Raw genomic sequence first — 16,300 nt, 5'->3', positions numbered from 1 at the left:
ACCAGAGAGGATGTCATTGTCTTCCCCACCAAAGAGAGTATCATTACCAAATTCACCAGAAATAACCATTTTTTTCTTCCTTTAGCTTTTTGAAGTTTAGAGGATATCAACCAACTACAAATTGACAGAACTGTTTAATCATTTGTGAGAAAAAACAATATCAAACACAGTACCTTCGCTTTATTTACGAATCTTTTTGAGAGAAGCAATAATTTAGCAACAAACCTAACCTTAAAAAATAACTATTTTGTGAGAATTCACCCGTAATCAGAAAAGGAGTTTTCAAACGGAGTGAGTGTAACATTGACCGTTTCAGTAACATTAGGATCTGAACCTGTAAGAATGATATATTTGCAGTGTAGGATTAGATAAGCTTGCTATATTTACCTCTTGAACTGCTTACATTTTGATATCAGCCCAAAACTCAAATTTTTCACAGAAGTTTCAAATTTATTACAAAAGTTTACATATATTTTTTTAAGCCACTGTAATTGCTACCCCTCCAACTCAAGTAACTCCCTATCCACACAAGTAATGCCCTATATCTGTGTATCAAGTAGGTTAACGAAGGCAGTTCTTGGAAGTCGCGTGGTGATTTTAGTCCAGCGAGTTTTTTACTTTTGTCTGAATGAAATTACATTTCGTGCATTTTAATAGTAATCTCTATCACTTCTTGCTTGCCCACTCGAAAGGAGCAGTTACAGTAGATTTGGCTTGTTGTTGTTTTAGAAGCAGAATTAACAAAATTATCACCTGTTCACAGACTTGCATTTGCTGCTAGCTGTTGTGAAAGGCTTTTCCCTAACTATGGTCTTGTGAAGCAAGAAGATGGTTGGGGCGATCCTTCTATCCTTAGAAATGCACTGAATGAAGTATGGTTATTTCTTGAAGGACAACCAGTAAATGCCGAACAAATTCGTCAACTATTGAAAGTATGTGAAGAAGCAGTTCCCAATGCCGATGACGTTTCAGGATCGCAGTATGATGTTGAAGCACAGGAAGCGGCTTCTGCAATTTGCTTCACTTTGAAAGGCTGTCTCGACCCAAAACCAAAAAATATTATTAAAGTGCCAAAGTGTGTAATGAATACAATTGATAGATATCTCTCTGCCATGAAAGATATCGAAGATCCTAATTGGTGGGATGAAAAATCACTTGAAGAGCAAAAAGAAGAATTTACTAAGCACCTGTTTGCAATCCGAGAAATCGCAAAACAAAGCGAAGATTTACAAAGATTAAAAAATGTTGAAAAATTAGATCATAATTTTATACAATGGCTTCGTACTTCATTTAATAATCAAGGAAAGAGTCTGATTGATTTACCTTGAGTTTTAGTAGTTCCGCTACCAACTTGCTCCTTGTACAGGACAGCACTTCTGAGATTTCCCTTAGAGGTTGTTTGAAAAGGCTTGGCTTGAGCCTCAAGTGCGACTCAGTGGTGCGAATTGTCTTTTGCAAGAGCAATGTCATTATGTAAGTTGAGCGTTGATAAAAATAAACGAGGATTCGTATGATTTCAACTTTAGTCTTTGAAGAGCTTGCTATAGCTATTCTTATCAACAATCATAATCCCTCTATTCTTACGCTGGATTTTCTCCAGTATAGTGGGATCGTTCCATCAAATTGGGAATTAGCAGAATCCCCAATACTTAATTCTGAAATGGCTAGAATTAGATTTACAAACGATACTATAATTTCTACTCAATATGATAGAATTGTTTTTTCGCAAACTATAGAAGATAAAATTTTTGAAGATGTGCAAATACCAAAAATTGTCAACAAATATATTGAAACCCTACCCAATGCTGACTATCAGGGAGTAGGAATTAACCCTAATTGTTTTATAACCTTTCAAGATGAAACTGAGGAATTGTTTCGTTATTACATTACTACCAATCTTTTATCTTCTGGAAATTGGCGATTTTTTGGTAAAGAAGCTGTTATAGCCACTCTTGAATTAGGATATACCTTGGAACAAGGAAAATTTAACTTAAAAATAGAAGATGTTCGATTACGGCAAACTGATAATAAACCTAAGTGTGGTGCTTTATTTTATGGTAATTTTCCTTATGAAATTGTTGGTAAAACTTCTTTAGAAGAACAGCAATATTTATATCAGGTATTAGATAATTGCCAAACCGATCTCAAAACTTTTAGAGAACTTGTTAACCAAGAGTTTTTAGGAAATAAGTGAATAGTGATTGTATTACATATCTTAATTGATATTGCAGCGAGATAGATGTATAATCTGCGAGTTAGAAAGAAAATCTTGATTGTTCATTAACGCTTCATTTTTCATTGACAAACAGAGTTAACGATTGCTACTAATTCCACTTCAACAGCACCCCATCAACAATCGCAATCCCCCATTGTGGAAACTTCCCCAATAGTTTTTTGATCACAATTTGCAAAGCCGGATCATCATTCCAGCACTCCTGCAAGAACTCAAACCCCGGATTCTCGCCCGAATTCGCCGCTCGATTCAGTTTCTCCCTTCTTACAGGTCGCATATTTGACCGCGCAACAATCGCCTCATGCGACCACTTTTCAGTGACGGACGCGGCGGAACCTTCGCCTTCATCAACTGCTTTGGTTTCTACACCCGAAACCGAGTTTTCAACCAAAAAGGTAGCAGAATAAACCTGTTCTACTTGCCCCTGTGTTTGATTAGTGATCGCAGAATTTAAAGATTTTTCATTTTGGGCGACGGACGCAGCGGAACAAGTACCTTCATGACAGTCCCTGGACTCAACACCATAGCCCTGGTTTTCAGCCAACAACGAAGCAGATTGACTCGGTACAGCATCCACAAGCGCCAGCGATGTACAGTCATTCGCCGTAGGTGAGTCTTTCTCTTTCTCTCTCTGACACGCTTTGAATAAACTGAGGCGACGCGACCCCCAAGGGAGCGATCGCCGTCTCCTCCACTTGCGAATTTCCTGTAAGCGTGTCAGAGACACAGCTCACGAACTCTTCAAAAGAGTTCGTGAGCTGTTCTTGAGCAGTTCGTGAGGTTTCCTGTAACCCTTGCTCTGACTGACTTTTAACTAAAATAAATGCTTGATTTAAAGCACGTATTTCTTCACAGCCAGCATCTTTCTCTGAAATCTCAGCATTTGGTTCTCGTTTTTCAGAATTGGCTTTCTCCCAAAATTCTTTGATTCTGCTACCATGCAAATTCTTGATCAGCCAAGCAACAGTCTCCCGTCCGTCCTGTATCGACTTGTCCGGCTTAAAAATGAACAGACCACTGTCAGATAGAATTTTCTTTGCAGAGATAAAAGTACTGTAACCCAAAGCAGAAGTTAGAGGCATCCACCGAGAACCGTAGGGGTCAGCCGTCCAGCATTCTTGCCACAATTGCGTAACGGAGGGTTTTTGCTGGGAAGCCCACAGCATATCTTCAATGGGAATAATTACATGAAGCCTTTTATATGGTGACTGTGCTTTAGTAGCAGCAGACTTTTTGGGCTTGGGTCTTGTAATAGTTGCAGTCATTCTACAATCTCCTGTTATGTTGACGCACGGAAATTTCCCCCACTGTGATTGCGGGGCTTGGTACTTGTATTTGCTTGTCTAAAAAGTCGCCTATACACTGAAAGCCTATTGAGGTTTCCAAAAGCGCAACTCGTCTCGGAAATACCTGTCAGCCTTTTTTGATTGCTCCTTCCAACAATCCCAGGCAACGATTACCTCATCTCCCAAATCCTGAATCACTTCTCCTCAGGCGACATACAAAGTGCGGTAAGGGTCAGCGTGGGCAACGATAGAACCAAGCCCGATTATGGGAGGTTCAGTAGAAGCCGTTTGAAGTGCGGTAATTAATTCTGTTTCCTGGGTGGTAAGTTCCGCCAAATAATCTGATTTAATCACCTCATACTCTTGGGCAACATTCAAAAACTCATGCCAAGTACACCCAGGTTTAGCCAGCACTGCCCTAATGTCACTCACCGCCTGGGGCAACATTTCCAGTTGTTCGGCACGGTAAGCGATCGCAGTTGGTGTCGGTTCACTCCCTAGAATTATCGCCGCAGCTTCAAGCGCTTGGGTATTGTTCATAGCGCTGGCTAAGTTCTTCAATGCCATACCCATCAGCCGTAAGCATTCTTGTGCATTCTCTTTTGGGGGTTCCTGGGCTAGCGATCGCAAATCAATAGTTTTTCCCAAGGCAAGTTTGACCTGCTTGTTCAACGCTTTAGTCGCTTGCTGGGTCATGGTATTCCCCCACTGTTGAACCTGATGCTGTTGTACGGCACGTTCTAGTTCCTGAATACGTTGTTGGAGTTGTTGGTTTTCAATCTCCAGTTTTCTTAACCCCTCCATCTCAGAGAGCCGTTGCTGCAATTGAAGGTTTTGCTCCCTTTGTTGCTTGTAAAGGTTTTGCAAGGATGAGATTTGCTCTTGCATTTGTTCTTCGGCTCTGGCTGTGGCTTCTGACTGTAGCCCAATTCTCAATTCTTGGGAAAGTCGCTCTAACTCCTGTTTATGCTGTTCTTCAAGTGCTGCGATCGCTTCGGTGTATTCTGCGGGGTAAGTGCGCTCTCTGGGGAATGGAACGCTGGCGGCATCTAAATCAGCATTGTTGACCAACAGCCTCTCACCATCAGGAAAAGTGACAATTTGCTGTCAACGATTTGGCGGGTCTGCCTCAATCACTCCCGACTCTCCATAACGAGGATGCAATTGTGATGAAACAGTAGCAGAATTACACAATTGCGTTTGGCTTTGTTCGCTTTTTGTGGAGCGTTTAACTGTTGGTGCAACCTCTTGCACCGCTTTGGCGAAGTCTGCGGCAGTGGGGAAGGGTTTTTCTTTGGCTGCGATCGCAACAGCTTGTTCTAACTTGTCGGGAGTTTTGACCAGTCGGAGTAAGGAACGGGTTTGAGAAGGTTTAGTAATTTTTTCCTGAAGTTCCTCTGGTAGAGTATCAACTACCTTTTTCGCAGACAGCAAATCTCTGACCCTGCGATATCCCCCATGCTTGGTTAACTCTTTTTCACAGTAATCTTCAAAACTGACATAACCAGCATCAGAGTAATAGCCGTTATCGCGCATCAGACGCAGTTCATCTATTGCTTGCCACTCGAATCGGTCGATGGCGGTGAGAGTTTCTTGAATGCTGGTATTAACAACACTATAATCGAGTGCTGTTGTATGTTCTTTGTCTAGTGTCAGCATATCTCTTGCCCACTATGTGTGGTAAATACTTGAAAGTTGAGGTGTTGCAGTTTTACCAAAGTGAACCGAGGAGATACTGAAGGGTGTTTGCCCAAAAATATGTCAGCATTGTAATAAGCTCACTTTGTGATCAACGGATTGAGCAGGCGATCGCATTGCTTTGGTCGGCGGGCGGTCGCTTTTAGCTTTTACGCCGCTTTTAGTAGATCAACTTCTGCACTTTCGCCCAGAATTTTCCTTTTATTCGCTAAAGTCTCTGTTTCTGCTTGAGAATTGCGAGTGACACCTTTTTCTATCGTTAATCTTTTGGGTGGCTCACCTTCCTCAAGCAAGTCTCCAGGCTTACAATTAAGGGCTTCACAGAATCTTGCTGCTGCATCTAATGTGAGTGATTTAACCTTATTTTGTTCAATTTTTTGGATGAACTGAGGACTATAACCAGTCTTTCTAGCTAGGTCATTCTGAGAAAGACCCGCAGCCTCTCTCAATTTTTTTAATGCGATAAACACAATCATCCTCTCCAAATAATACTCCTATTATAGTGGTACTACTATTGGATGTAAACATATAGGACTTACATCTATTGGTATTAGAGTTGCTTATATGCAACCAATAGTAGTATTACAAATCTCTATCTAAAAGTAACTACTACTCTATTGACTACTACCAATGGATGTACTCATATTATGCATATGAGGGTAAGAAAAAGCGAACCGTCTGCACCCGAACGCAATCAAGGGTTCGCAACCCAAATTACCAAACATTCACTCATTCAACTAGCTACAAAACCAAGTGCCACCGGGACTAGCAGCCGGAAGCCAAACTTGTAATGCTCAAGCCAACGAAGATGATCTTGATGACCTACCAAGTCTTAAAAAACTGGTTATTTAGTGCCATTCGTCTAGAAATCAAAGATTTTACAGCAAAGCTGAATTTAGTAGAGTGTCCTCTTCCGAACACAGCACTTCCTTAGACATCCCCTGATGCTGCTGTCTACTGTCTTGATAATACTCTTAGCAAACTAGCTTTGATGGCTACGCCAAATCAAGTTTGAGAGCGTTGTGCTAAACCACAACGTTGTTTGCACACATAACAAAAGCGACCGCTACTGTCTGGAAAACTCAGCGATCGCCTTTTCCCCTATTACGGAGATTTCCATTATGACGTATACAACACGTACACAGCAAGCAATTCCTAGTTCTTGTCGTGATGAACAAGCGCTGGCCCAAGCAGAACTGAACAACTACATCGAAACTCAAGCCGAAGCTGTAGCCCCAACCCAAGATCCTCTCACCAGCAGAGATCGCCGCATCATTGGCGAGATTATCGAAGTCCAACCCGAATCAGTTCGCACTATCTGGATAGAAAGTGGAATCACAGTATGGGTGCAATTAGTCAGTGGCGGACGACTACCCTTTGACCGAAACTGGTTCGCTACAAGAGTTGCAGAAGTCAAAGCGACTCTACCAGAAACCCCACGGGAGCGGAACGAGCGATTGAGCGATGAATTAGAGGAAGCCTGCACTGTTTTTGGTCTATACCACGGGGAAATTGATTGGTTATCTTTCAGCACCAAACTCTACCAAGACGGGCATAATGTCTGCTTCGTCGGGTGCAATCAAGAAGGGTGGTACGCAAGACCAAGACAGTACGGGGTAAATCGGGTTGCTGGCAGTGCAAAAGATGTGATTGCGTCGTTGGGAGTCCGAGCAGCAGTAGCGGTTTAGTCCTGGAAGTGAGAAAGGCGATTGCACACCAAAAGAATTGCAATCGCCAACAGTTGAATTTCGAGTAAACATAATCATGACACAAAGTACAGCAAGTAACCCTGCACTTCTTGATCTGGGTTTAGGTGGCTGCCTAGAGAAAATTCGGCGTTGCAGAATAGAAATATGAATGAGAGCGATCGCTATGAAATGTCCAAGATGTTCATCAGATCATATTCGCAAGAATGGGCGGCAGCGTGGTAAACAAAACTACATGTGTGTAGACTGTAAACGTCAGTTCATCGAATCTTATGATCAGAAAGGGTACAGGGAGAATATTAAAAGTGAGTGCTTAGAAATGTACGTTAATGGATCTGGTTTTTGCGTCATAGAAAGAGTTAAAAAAGTACATCATACTACTGTTATAAATTGGGTTAAAACTTGTGGGTAGTACTCTACCAGATACGCCTTATAGAAGTGAAATACCAGAAGTTACCGAAGTTGATGAACTTGAAACCTTTCTTGGCTCAAAAAAAACAAAATTTGGTTGTGGACAGAGGTAAATCATAGCGTTGCGGGGATTATAGGTTGGGTTTTGGGAGATAGAAGTTCAGAAACTTTTAAACATTTGTGGATAGTAATCAAGTGTTGGCAATCTTACTTCTATGTCACAGATGGTTATCCTGTGTATCCTTGCTTTATTAGCAATGAAGACCATATCGTTAGGAAGACATATATGACAAGAGTAGAAGGTGAAAATAGCCCTTTTTTGACATTATCTTGCTCGATTACATCGGAAAACTTTTTGTTACTCTAAAACCGAAGAAATGCTGAAATACTCAATTCGGTTAGTAATACATTATCTTAAGTATGGTTCTGTGGCACTGCGGGCGCTACGCGCCCGCTAGCTTGAAGCGATCGCGTGATTCATATTTTGATTCAGCAACGCCCGATGCTTTAGCCAGTTTGAGTGCTTCATCTAGCGCGTTGTACCATAAACCAGCCTCAGCATAGATATTAGCTTTCTCAACACTATTTACTGCTCTGTTCAATTTACTTTGCACAGCTGTTGGCATTTTTACAACCTCAATACTTGCTTCGTCTACTAAATCACCTGATGGATTATCTGGGTCACAATGAATCACAACCTGCAAGGAATATTCTTTTCCCGGTTGCAGCCCTAGTTCATTCTCCGAAAACGGGGATAACTTCATAATCCCCGGTGAACTCTGCAATGATATCTTGCGAACTTCTTTAGGTTTACCGCTTGGAACCCACTCGTAAATCATAAATTTCATTGCCTTGGAAGCAGAGTCACCAGGGACAAACCAAGCGAACGTAGGATGTGGAGATATCGTTCGTCCAAAATAATTGCCAGAGGCAAGAACGGTTAACGGTATATCTCCTCCAGAACATCCTCTAGTCGTTCCTGCATCCGATTTGCGGTCTTTCGGGACAGGTTTCTGATCGGTGGGTGTATAACTCGCAACAGCTGTCGAAGTTACAATCAGCCCTAAACTTAGGGTACAACTTATAAATAGTTTGATGTTGATGCGTTTGTTGAGGAACCACGGGATTGGAATCATCATAATCTTGGTTGAGCGATTACTTGGGTAAAACTTATAGGAGAACTGCTGCCTCATGCCTACAGCCAATTCCATAAGTTAGTGAACTCAATGAATCAGAAACCTTCGTCGGCTCAAAAAAACTGTTGGGTGGCTTTGGACAGCAGTGAACTACTTCACACAAGGTATTTTAGCGTGGGTCTTGGGTGTTCATAGCATCATTCAATTGCACTTGTCCAAACTTGATTGCACAAGTCTGCAATTAGGTTAGCTGAGTTATTCCATTAACTTGTCAGACAAGGTTAGTGTATTGTTTGTGTTCAACGTTCTACTGTATAAATCAGCAGATTGAACAGATCGTTTAGCTAAAAACCTCTGATTTTCCACAGTGAATAAACTCATTCCACTGCTATCAATTAAAAATTAGAGGAGAGGGTACCTGTATCAAGTGCAGACTATACTCTATTTTTTACCAAGCTTTCAGCATCTAATTCACTGCGATTGAAGCTCGTATTCTGCACCCTCAAGTGTCACAACCTGAAGGAAAGAATAAAAGCTTTAGAACCGCAATTTGATGTAAATCTCAATCTTTTAAGGAGGGGTATGAGTATCATCAGAACAGAAAACCGGGTTAAGCTTAAAACCCTTATTAGGTAAGGATTCTCCCGACAACGAAGGTCATTGACTATTGACTTTTAACGATCATCGAGTCACTACTTAACGAGAAAATAAGGGTTTCCGCTTCTAAAAATGCTTGTCTTACTCATGTAATATCTCTTAACCCCGTTTTCTGCGCGAATGCTACTCATACCCCAAATTTTGAAACAAGAGATAGCTGCTTGGGAACAACAGAGAAATCTTTTGGGAAACAGTGTTGATTGGCGGTTTACTACCGCAGATGCTCGGATAAAACTAAAGCGCCTCTATCCCTCAATTCAAAATTGACAGACTAAATTATCAATATTTCTATTCGGAGGTAGTTGTTTCACAGCATTTTTTATTCTGATGTGTTGGTTTTCAGTTGTGACCTTGGTCACCCCCTCAGGAGCGGAACAATGAATAATACACTGAATTCTCAGCAAAAAACGATTTTTTTAACAGGTGGTTCAGGAGTTTTTGGTCAAGCTTTGTTAACAAACTTGAATCCTGATTCGTTTATTTGTTTGAGCCATAGGAAATCTATTCCTTACCCTGGTGTTAATGTTATTCAGGGTGACCTTTTATTACCTCAACTTGGTTTAAGTAATGTCCAGTTAGAGGAACTTGCACAAAAAATTGATGGTATCGTGCATGCAGCCGCGATTACTGATTTTGGCAAACCAGATGAATTAATTCACAACACCAATGTGCGTGGTTTAGAAAATATAATTGAATTTGCAAAACTAGCTCAAGTACCTCTTTACTATATCAGTACTGCCTTTGTTCGTCCTAATTCTCAAAAAAGAGGTAACACAGAACACGCTTATATTTTCTCTAAAAGAGAAGCTGAAAAACTTCTCAGAGAGAGTGAAGTACCTCATATAATCATTCGCCCTTCAATTATCATTGGCGATTCAATGTCCGGTTGTATTTCACGTTTTCAAGGTTTTTACAATGTTGCGGGTACTGTAATCAAAAATTTTTTACCTATCTTGCCAGCATTGTCATCAGAAGCCTATACCGATTTGATTCCTCAAGATGTTGTCGCAAACGCAGTATTTTCTTTGATTAATGCAAGATGTACCTCAAGAGAGTATTGGATATGTTCTGGAGAAAAGGCTCCGAGTATTAGTGAGGTAATTGAATTAGTGATGGAATTTGCTATTAAACTTGGCTATCCGATTAAACCACCTAAATTAGTTAGTTTCGACAGTTTTGAAAGGCTATTGCAGCCTACATTTATGTCAGCGCTACCAACAACTGTACAAAAAGGATTTAAACTAATCGCTCAAGTGTCTCCATATATGAGTATTGAGGAACCATTTTCCACATCATTACCAGAGATTGAAAAGAGGTTTGGTCTTTCACCAAGTGCCAATATTAAAACGGCTATCAATCGCAGTCTGGAATATTGGGGTAATAAAACTAGACTTAGAAACGGTTGCTGAGGCGGAAGAGTCATGAGTCGAATTGTTTTAACTACGATGGGTTCACGGGGCGATTTGCATCCGATGATTGCCCTAGGGCTGGGTTTGCGCGCTCGCGGTCATGCGGTCGTGTTTGCCACTCACAACGAATACCGCACGACGATTGAATCCTTGGGATTTGAGTTTCACGCTATGCGTCCTGAACATCGAGCACTCCATGAGCCTAAATTGATGGCACGCATCATGGACGCAAAAACCGGAACCGAGTATTTTTATAATTGGCTGTTTGGCAGCATCCGCGAGACTTACACCGACTTGCTCAATATCGCCCAAAACGCAGAGTTCATGGTTGCAACCGAAGTGGTTTACCCTGCACGAGCCGTGGCGGAAATGTTGGGCATTCGCTGGGCATTCGCAGTACTGGCTCCAGCTTCCTTTGTCTCGGCTTACGATCTTCCCGTCTTTCCCATCTTTTCAGGGCTATCGAAGTTGCGCTCGTTCGGTCCGCTCGTGACGCGTCGAGTTGTGGATTTTGCCAATTTTGTCAGCCGTGATTGGGGGAAACCATTACATCAACTGCGGCAGGAACTGGGACTGCCTGTGATCGCCAATCCGATTATCGCAGGCAAGTTTTCCCCATACCTAGTGCTGGCGATGTTCTCATCAGTGATCGGCGCACCACAGATGGATTGGCCTGCCAATACGGTTCAAACCGGATTTACGTTTTATGATGGCAGTCCAGAAAACCTGCAATCAACACTAGAACTGAAGCGGTTTTTGGAAGCAGGGGAACTGCCGCTCGTCTTTACGCTCGGTTCTGCTGCCGTGATGGCCCCTGGTAATTTTTATCAAGAAAGCGTCCAAGCTGCGAAGCAGTTAAACCGTCGTGCGGTTCTGCTAATTGGCAAGAATCTGCTTCTAGAAAACTCATCAGCGGATATCGTTGCTATTGACTATGCCCCTTACTCTGCCATCTTTCCTCATGCCTGTGCGATCGTCCATCAAGGCGGAATTGGAACTACGGCTCAAGCGTTACGGTCGGGTCGTCCCACCTTAGTGATGCCCTTCAGCCACGACCAACTGGACAATGCAGATCGTTTAGAGCGACTGGGAACCTCGCTGACGATTTCGCGCAAGCATTACACGGCGAGTCGAGTGGTGAGAGCGTTGCGTCAGTTGCTCGATTATCCTGGCTATGCAGAAAAAGCAGCGGCAATTCAGCACATTGTGCAGGCTGAAGACGATGGAGTGCGTGTGGCGTGTGATGCGATCGAAAAACAACTCAGCGAGGCTCCAGGCTTGGAATAATGTGCCTTGGAAAGCAATGGCAAGCAACAGTACTATCTGCCCTAGGAGCAGCAGCATAGAATAGGGAAACATAATACTCTTTTGTTACGCTCCCAGTTAACACTTCACTGAGGAAAATTTGCTATGGAAGCAGTTGCAAGTCTAGTAGACGAAATCATCAATGGAAACGGTTATGTTGTGATTCCTGGAGTGTTGAGTACAGCCCAAGCAGAAATAGCTCGCTCAACTGTTCTCAAACTGGCAGAAGAGGAAAGAGAACAGGGACAGGTAATGAGTGAAGGGCAAAGAGAGCGAGTGTATGGTTTGGTATACAAAGGTGAAATTTTTGAGTTGATGGTACAGCACCCAACCGTAATAAAAATCATCGAAGCTATTGTGGGTTCGGACATGACACTCGGCGGTTTCTCTGCTCATATCCTCCATCCTGGCGCAATAAATATGGGTGCCCACGTAGATTATCCCTATTGGGCAATGAGGCCTCCTTTTCCTGTTTACCCAGTGCTGGAAGTGCAAGCAATTTGGATGGTGGAAGACTTTACAGAGGAAAACGGTGCGCCAGTTTTTACCCCAGGTAGCCAAAAGTTTTGCAACCTACCTGACTTGACGTATTTTTCCAAAACGGCTAAAAAAATAACTGGTAAAGCTGGTTCGCTCGTCCTGTCTCACGGTCTTTGTTGGCACGATACTTCTGTTAACTCTACTCAAAGGGCTAGAGTGTCAATTCTTGGCAATTATACTCCTAAGTTTGTCCGCCCACTTGAAGATCCGTTACAGGGTTTCCAACAAGAAGTTGTAGACCGTGCAACCCCCAAGCTGAGGCAACTGTTAGGGTACGAATTTAAAGCGGCTCTCTTCAAGGATATCCAAAGGCTTTACGAGCAGGCTCTAAATGTGAAGTAATTCGAGCGATGGCAGTCAAGATGTTGCTGTGTGGATACAAACATGAGGCGATAATGCCGATACTGGGAGTGTCTTCTAGTTTCATCAGTAAGTGGAAAAAAGAAGTGGAAAAAGTATTTTTTCAAAATGGTTCTCCAGTAATGCTGGAAATCGCCAAACGTCTGGAGCGTTTTCAGCAAATTCTCGCTACTAGCTACAAAACAGCAGTGACAGAACCACTTGAGTTGAGTTCATGACAGCGATGAATCAAGAACGTATTAAAGTTATCACGTTATGGGCAATGTGTTTGGCCCTGTTCATGGCTAATCTCGACGACACTGTTATAAACGTGGCGCTTCCCAAGATTCAGACCAGCCAGGCTGCTAGTGTGTCAGGATTGCAGTGGATTCTCAACGCCTACACCCTACCTGTGGCTAGCCTGGTGCTGCCGAGTGGGACGTTAGGAGATATTTATGGGCGCAAGCGGATCTTTCTGGCGGGACTAGCGATTTTCACGGTTGCCTCTGTAAGTTGTGGCTTCGCTTCTAATCTAGGAATGTTGCTTGCTGGGCGGACTCTTCAAGGAATTGGTGCTGCTGCTTTAATCCCAGGTTCTCTTGCTATCCTCACCGATTCGTTTCCCGATCCCAAGGAGAAAACGAAAGCCATCGGTATCTGGTCTGCGGTGTCAGGACTCGCTCTCATCGCTGGCCCCGCGTTTGGTGGGCTGCTTGTGGATACTTTAGGGTGGCAGAGCGTGTTCTTTCTTAACCTACCGCTTGGCGTAATTACCTTTAGGGTGACCTCCCGTTTTGTTAAGGAAGTTAAGTATCCGAGAAAGCAGACTATAGATCTACCAGGTTTGATGCTTAGTATAGTCTTGCTCGCTTCGCTGATCTACGCGCTGACAGAGGGTAATGCTGGGATGTGGCGATCGCCGCTCATTCTCTGGCTGCTGGCGGTTGCCGGATTCAGCCTTCTGGCATTTTTGGTTGTTGAGTCTCGCAGCAGCCACCCGATGCTACCACTACACTTATTTAAAAACCCAACTTTTGCTGTCGTCAATGTCGTCCAGATTTTAGTATTCTTCACTCTTTTCAGCTTACTCTTTATTTTTAGCCTGTTCTTGCAGCAAGTGCAGCAGTACTCGGCAACGGCGACCGGCGTTCGCTTCCTGCCAATGAATGGGGCTTTTATCATCGCGTCGTTCGTTTCTGGATGGCTGGCTGCTCGGCTAGGGTGGCGCTTTACTATCCTCACGGGATTGACGCTGGCTAGTTTAGCTACGTTTTCATTTATCCGCATCAGTGCTAATACTGAGGATGAAGCAATCGTGTGGAGCCTGATTCTCTCAGGCTTCGGTGCTGGCTTAACACTCGCGCCCTTATCAGCAGCAGCTATGAATTCTGCACCCCCAAGCAAAGCGGGAATTGCCTCAGCGGTTCTCAACATCAGTACTCGTCTTGGTGGTGTCTTAGGAATTGCCATACAGGGAACAATTCTCAGACAATGGCTAACCTCAGACCTGAAGCGATCACTCTCTGCGTGGGGTCTACCCTCAGATATGCAAGAGCAACTACTCCCCAATGCTTTACACGCTGGTGCTAAAGTGCCTAGCGCTCTCCCAGCCAGCATTTCTGGGCTTGCTTGGCAGCAGGCGATAAGTCATGCGTTCGTATCAGGTCTACACGCAGTTGTACTCGTGGCAAGCTTTATTCTGCTAGCTGGAGCATTATTGATTCTGGCGTTTGTTCGATCAACTTTTGGTAGTGTCAGTAGACCGAAAAGTTCTGCGATCACCAAAAAATAGTAGTTTACGATACCGTTTTTTAGACAATAGACATCTCTGAAAACAGTCAAAGCTGGTTTGTGAGTAGCTTATGAGCTGTATTTCTCAACATTGCAGATAGCTAATCAATACGAGAAAATAGGTGTTCTAGATATTTGTTGATATTAAAGCTGGCATGACACCTCTATTAATTCTGCTGAAAAGCCAAGAGTATCCATACTTGGTAACTATGCTCCTAAGTTCGTGCGTCCTCTGGAAGACCCGTTGCATGATATGCAGCAAGAAGTCTTAGATCACGCCAGCCCTAAGCTCAAACAACTACTCGGATTTGAATTTAAGTCAGATATTTTTAACGATATCAAAAGAATCCGATCTACAGGTTGGAATTAAGTGAACTACGGACACTTTTGTCCAAAGTCCTTCAGAAAACCAAGAAGAGGTAGAAACTTGCCTATCTTTTCTACCACAAATCGGTCAAATCTTGACCCCGTATATATTTTGAGGCGCTTGTCGCCCCCTCATGTGAAAAATATAATGTCAAATTTAATTCGCGAAACGCTCCTTCCTAATGGGATGAAAGTCTTTTATCTCGTGTCAAGAGAAATATCGGTTATTTATGATGAGGTGCAGGAGTATTTCAGGAACGGCATAGAGTTGCACGAAGGTGACACCGTCTTTGATGTGGGAGCAAATATTGGTTTATTTACCTTGTGGGTATACCAACTGTGTAATAAAAATGTGAACGTCTACGCCTTCGAGCCAATTCCTGCCATTTTTGAGGTGCTACAGCGTAATGCCCAACGCTTTGACCCACAAACACAAAAGCTGAAGGTCTTTCCTTGTGGACTGTCACGAGAGTCAAAGATGACGACTTTCGCTTACCATCCAAATGCTCCGGCATGGTCTAATGCATATCCAGACGATTGGAAGCAAGACTGGGAGGAGAAGAGGGAAAGAGCCTTACTCAATTACAAAGACGCACCTCCCCATATTCGTCGGCTGCGTTGGGTTCCACCGTTCCTTCGTTCTCTGATTGTCAACTATTCTTTAAAAAAACTTTTCGCAACAGAAATGGTCAGTTGCCAAATGAGAACAATATCAGATATTTTGCGTGAGCAAAATGTTCAGCGAATTGACTTGCTCAAAGTGGATGTGGAAAAAGATGAGCTAGAAGTGCTTTTAGGGATTGAAGAACCAGATTGGCCAAAAATTAAGCAAGTATTTCTTGAAGTCCATGATATAGATGGTAGACTCCAAAAAATCATAGAATTACTTAAAAGACATGAATTGAGCGAGATTACAGTAACACAGGAAGGGATATTTAAAGGCTCCAATATTTTTGCTCTGTATGCCTTGAAAAGGAAAAGCGCAAGGAATCATTGAGGAACTTATGGAATTATGGTCGCAGCGTTTAATTCTGCTGCAACCATAAGCGATTAGGACTTACGCATTGACAGAATAACAAAATAGTGAATTCATAAATAAGGATCGTCTACTTTACAGGTATCGGACAATTAGAGAAATTACTAAACCATCTACAGGACAATGCAATCTAGACCTCTACACCTTATTTCTGCTGTCAGAGCCAAAGTTTGGGGGTTGTAGTATGTTGGCAGAGATATTGGGAGACGTTTCACATGATAGTGTGAATAGGTTTTTGTTAAGAGAGAGATACGAAGCGAAAGATTTATTCAACATAGTAGAGAAAATCATTAACTTGGTAGGAGGGATATTAAGTGTAGACGATACAGTTATACGCCTAATGTGAATTAGAAAAAAGGCGGGAGAAGTAAGAAGATGAAAGTTACC

At 42.8% G+C, this 16,300-nt stretch carries 15 protein-coding genes and 6 pseudogenes; 14 read left to right on the top strand and 7 right to left on the bottom strand.

Annotated features, from left to right (window positions below; genetic code table 11):
* Window positions 1-69, bottom strand: a 69-nt coding sequence (locus ACFE90_RS14380) for a hypothetical protein (protein WP_375501585.1), incomplete at its 3' end; no start/stop codon positions are given.
* 638 nt (window positions 70-707) lie between these two features.
* On the opposite strand from ACFE90_RS14380, the gene ACFE90_RS14375 reads away from it, so the two are divergent.
* Together ACFE90_RS14375 and ACFE90_RS14370 are read left to right on the top strand one after the other, a co-directional pair.
* The gene (locus ACFE90_RS14375; RefSeq protein WP_375501583.1) at window positions 708-1,328 is read left to right on the top strand and encodes a DUF416 family protein; all 621 of its coding nucleotides are present in this window, start codon (window positions 708-710) and stop codon (window positions 1,326-1,328) included.
* A gap of 182 nt (window positions 1,329-1,510) precedes the next feature.
* Window positions 1,511-2,194: a hypothetical protein gene (locus tag ACFE90_RS14370; RefSeq protein WP_375501546.1), complete on the top strand. Its 684-nt coding sequence runs from the start codon at window positions 1,511-1,513 to the stop codon at window positions 2,192-2,194.
* A 130-nt stretch (window positions 2,195-2,324) separates the two neighbouring features.
* On the opposite strand, the gene ACFE90_RS14365 is transcribed toward ACFE90_RS14370, so the two are convergent.
* From ACFE90_RS14365 to ACFE90_RS14345, 5 genes are all read right to left on the bottom strand, one after another.
* Entirely contained in the window at window positions 2,325-2,810 is a 486-nt protein-coding gene (locus ACFE90_RS14365; protein ID WP_375501544.1) for a hypothetical protein, read from the bottom strand.
* A 19-nt stretch (window positions 2,811-2,829) separates the two neighbouring features.
* Window positions 2,830-3,498, bottom strand: a complete 669-nt coding sequence (locus ACFE90_RS14360) for a hypothetical protein (protein ID WP_375501542.1) — start codon at window positions 3,496-3,498, stop codon at window positions 2,830-2,832.
* A 225-nt stretch (window positions 3,499-3,723) separates the two neighbouring features.
* The gene (locus ACFE90_RS14355; RefSeq protein ID WP_375501540.1) at window positions 3,724-4,590 is read right to left on the bottom strand and encodes a hypothetical protein; all 867 of its coding nucleotides are present in this window, start codon (window positions 4,588-4,590) and stop codon (window positions 3,724-3,726) included.
* 36 nt (window positions 4,591-4,626) lie between these two features.
* On the bottom strand, window positions 4,627-5,178 hold the full coding sequence (locus ACFE90_RS14350; protein ID WP_375501538.1) for a hypothetical protein: 552 nt from the start codon (window positions 5,176-5,178) through the stop codon (window positions 4,627-4,629).
* Between the two features lie 188 nt (window positions 5,179-5,366).
* A complete protein-coding gene (locus ACFE90_RS14345; protein WP_375501536.1) occupies window positions 5,367-5,693 on the bottom strand; it encodes a helix-turn-helix domain-containing protein in 327 nt (108 codons plus the stop codon).
* Window positions 5,694-6,338: 645 nt separating this feature from the next.
* Between ACFE90_RS14345 and ACFE90_RS14340 the strand changes: the two genes are divergently transcribed.
* Together ACFE90_RS14340 and ACFE90_RS14335 are read left to right on the top strand one after the other, a co-directional pair.
* The gene (locus ACFE90_RS14340) at window positions 6,339-6,905 is read left to right on the top strand and encodes a hypothetical protein (protein ID WP_375501534.1); all 567 of its coding nucleotides are present in this window, start codon (window positions 6,339-6,341) and stop codon (window positions 6,903-6,905) included.
* 184 nt (window positions 6,906-7,089) lie between these two features.
* Window positions 7,090-7,792 (top strand): annotated as a pseudogene (locus ACFE90_RS14335) (IS1 family transposase).
* Here the strand turns inward: ACFE90_RS14335 and ACFE90_RS14330 are convergent.
* Entirely contained in the window at window positions 7,778-8,470 is a 693-nt protein-coding gene (locus ACFE90_RS14330; RefSeq protein WP_375501581.1) for a DUF928 domain-containing protein, read from the bottom strand. The pseudogene ACFE90_RS14335 and the gene ACFE90_RS14330 sit on opposite strands and share 15 nt — an antisense overlap.
* Before the next feature lie 18 nt (window positions 8,471-8,488).
* Between ACFE90_RS14330 and ACFE90_RS14325 the strand changes: the two are divergent.
* The 10 genes and pseudogenes from ACFE90_RS14325 to ACFE90_RS14280 form a co-directional block, all read left to right on the top strand.
* A pseudogene (locus ACFE90_RS14325) lies at window positions 8,489-8,672 on the top strand (IS1 family transposase); the annotation flags it as partial.
* Between the two features lie 596 nt (window positions 8,673-9,268).
* Window positions 9,269-9,394: pseudogene (locus tag ACFE90_RS14320) on the top strand (IS630 family transposase); the annotation flags it as partial.
* A 110-nt stretch (window positions 9,395-9,504) separates the two neighbouring features.
* A complete protein-coding gene (locus tag ACFE90_RS14315; RefSeq protein ID WP_375501532.1) occupies window positions 9,505-10,536 on the top strand; it encodes an SDR family oxidoreductase in 1,032 nt (343 codons plus the stop codon).
* A gap of 12 nt (window positions 10,537-10,548) precedes the next feature.
* Window positions 10,549-10,764, top strand: a pseudogene (locus tag ACFE90_RS14310) (glycosyltransferase); the annotation flags it as partial.
* Between the two features lie 261 nt (window positions 10,765-11,025).
* Entirely contained in the window at window positions 11,026-11,823 is a 798-nt protein-coding gene (locus tag ACFE90_RS14305) for a glycosyltransferase (protein ID WP_375501579.1), read from the top strand.
* A gap of 123 nt (window positions 11,824-11,946) precedes the next feature.
* A complete protein-coding gene (locus tag ACFE90_RS14300; protein WP_375501530.1) occupies window positions 11,947-12,723 on the top strand; it encodes a phytanoyl-CoA dioxygenase family protein in 777 nt (258 codons plus the stop codon).
* Window positions 12,724-12,731: 8 nt separating this feature from the next.
* Window positions 12,732-12,824, top strand: a pseudogene (locus tag ACFE90_RS14295) (helix-turn-helix domain-containing protein); the annotation flags it as partial.
* A 131-nt stretch (window positions 12,825-12,955) separates the two neighbouring features.
* Window positions 12,956-14,512, top strand: a complete 1,557-nt coding sequence (locus tag ACFE90_RS14290; RefSeq protein WP_375501528.1) for an MFS transporter — start codon at window positions 12,956-12,958, stop codon at window positions 14,510-14,512.
* Window positions 14,513-15,025: 513 nt separating this feature from the next.
* Complete coding sequence (locus tag ACFE90_RS14285) at window positions 15,026-15,874, top strand: FkbM family methyltransferase (protein ID WP_375501526.1); 849 nt, start codon at window positions 15,026-15,028, stop codon at window positions 15,872-15,874.
* Window positions 15,875-16,064: 190 nt separating this feature from the next.
* Window positions 16,065-16,247 (top strand): annotated as a pseudogene (locus ACFE90_RS14280) (IS701 family transposase); the annotation flags it as partial.
* Window positions 16,248-16,300 lie beyond the last annotated feature (53 nt).

This window comes from uncultured Nostoc sp. (genome assembly GCF_964245445.1).
Classification (GTDB): Bacteria; Cyanobacteriota; Cyanobacteriia; order Cyanobacteriales; family Nostocaceae; genus Nostoc.
Note: the sequence above shows the minus strand (reverse complement) of the source record. Positions and strands in the feature narration are given on the sequence as shown.

What these genes read in the sequence shown, in the direction of transcription:
- ACFE90_RS14370 (WP_375501546.1), top strand. Translation starts at nt 1,511, where the DNA reads ATGATTTCAACTTTAGTCTTTGAAGAGCTTGCTATAGCTATTCTTATC.
- ACFE90_RS14360 (WP_375501542.1), bottom strand. Translation starts at nt 3,498, where the DNA reads ATGACTGCAACTATTACAAGACCCAAGCCCAAAAAGTCTGCTGCTACT.
- ACFE90_RS14350 (WP_375501538.1), bottom strand. Translation starts at nt 5,178, where the DNA reads ATGCTGACACTAGACAAAGAACATACAACAGCACTCGATTATAGTGTT.
- ACFE90_RS14345 (WP_375501536.1), bottom strand. Translation starts at nt 5,693, where the DNA reads ATGATTGTGTTTATCGCATTAAAAAAATTGAGAGAGGCTGCGGGTCTT.
- ACFE90_RS14340 (WP_375501534.1), top strand. Translation starts at nt 6,339, where the DNA reads ATGACGTATACAACACGTACACAGCAAGCAATTCCTAGTTCTTGTCGT.
- ACFE90_RS14330 (WP_375501581.1), bottom strand. Translation starts at nt 8,470, where the DNA reads ATGATTCCAATCCCGTGGTTCCTCAACAAACGCATCAACATCAAACTA.
- ACFE90_RS14315 (WP_375501532.1), top strand. Translation starts at nt 9,505, where the DNA reads ATGAATAATACACTGAATTCTCAGCAAAAAACGATTTTTTTAACAGGT.
- ACFE90_RS14300 (WP_375501530.1), top strand. Translation starts at nt 11,947, where the DNA reads ATGGAAGCAGTTGCAAGTCTAGTAGACGAAATCATCAATGGAAACGGT.
- ACFE90_RS14290 (WP_375501528.1), top strand. Translation starts at nt 12,956, where the DNA reads ATGACAGCGATGAATCAAGAACGTATTAAAGTTATCACGTTATGGGCA.
- ACFE90_RS14285 (WP_375501526.1), top strand. Translation starts at nt 15,026, where the DNA reads ATGTCAAATTTAATTCGCGAAACGCTCCTTCCTAATGGGATGAAAGTC.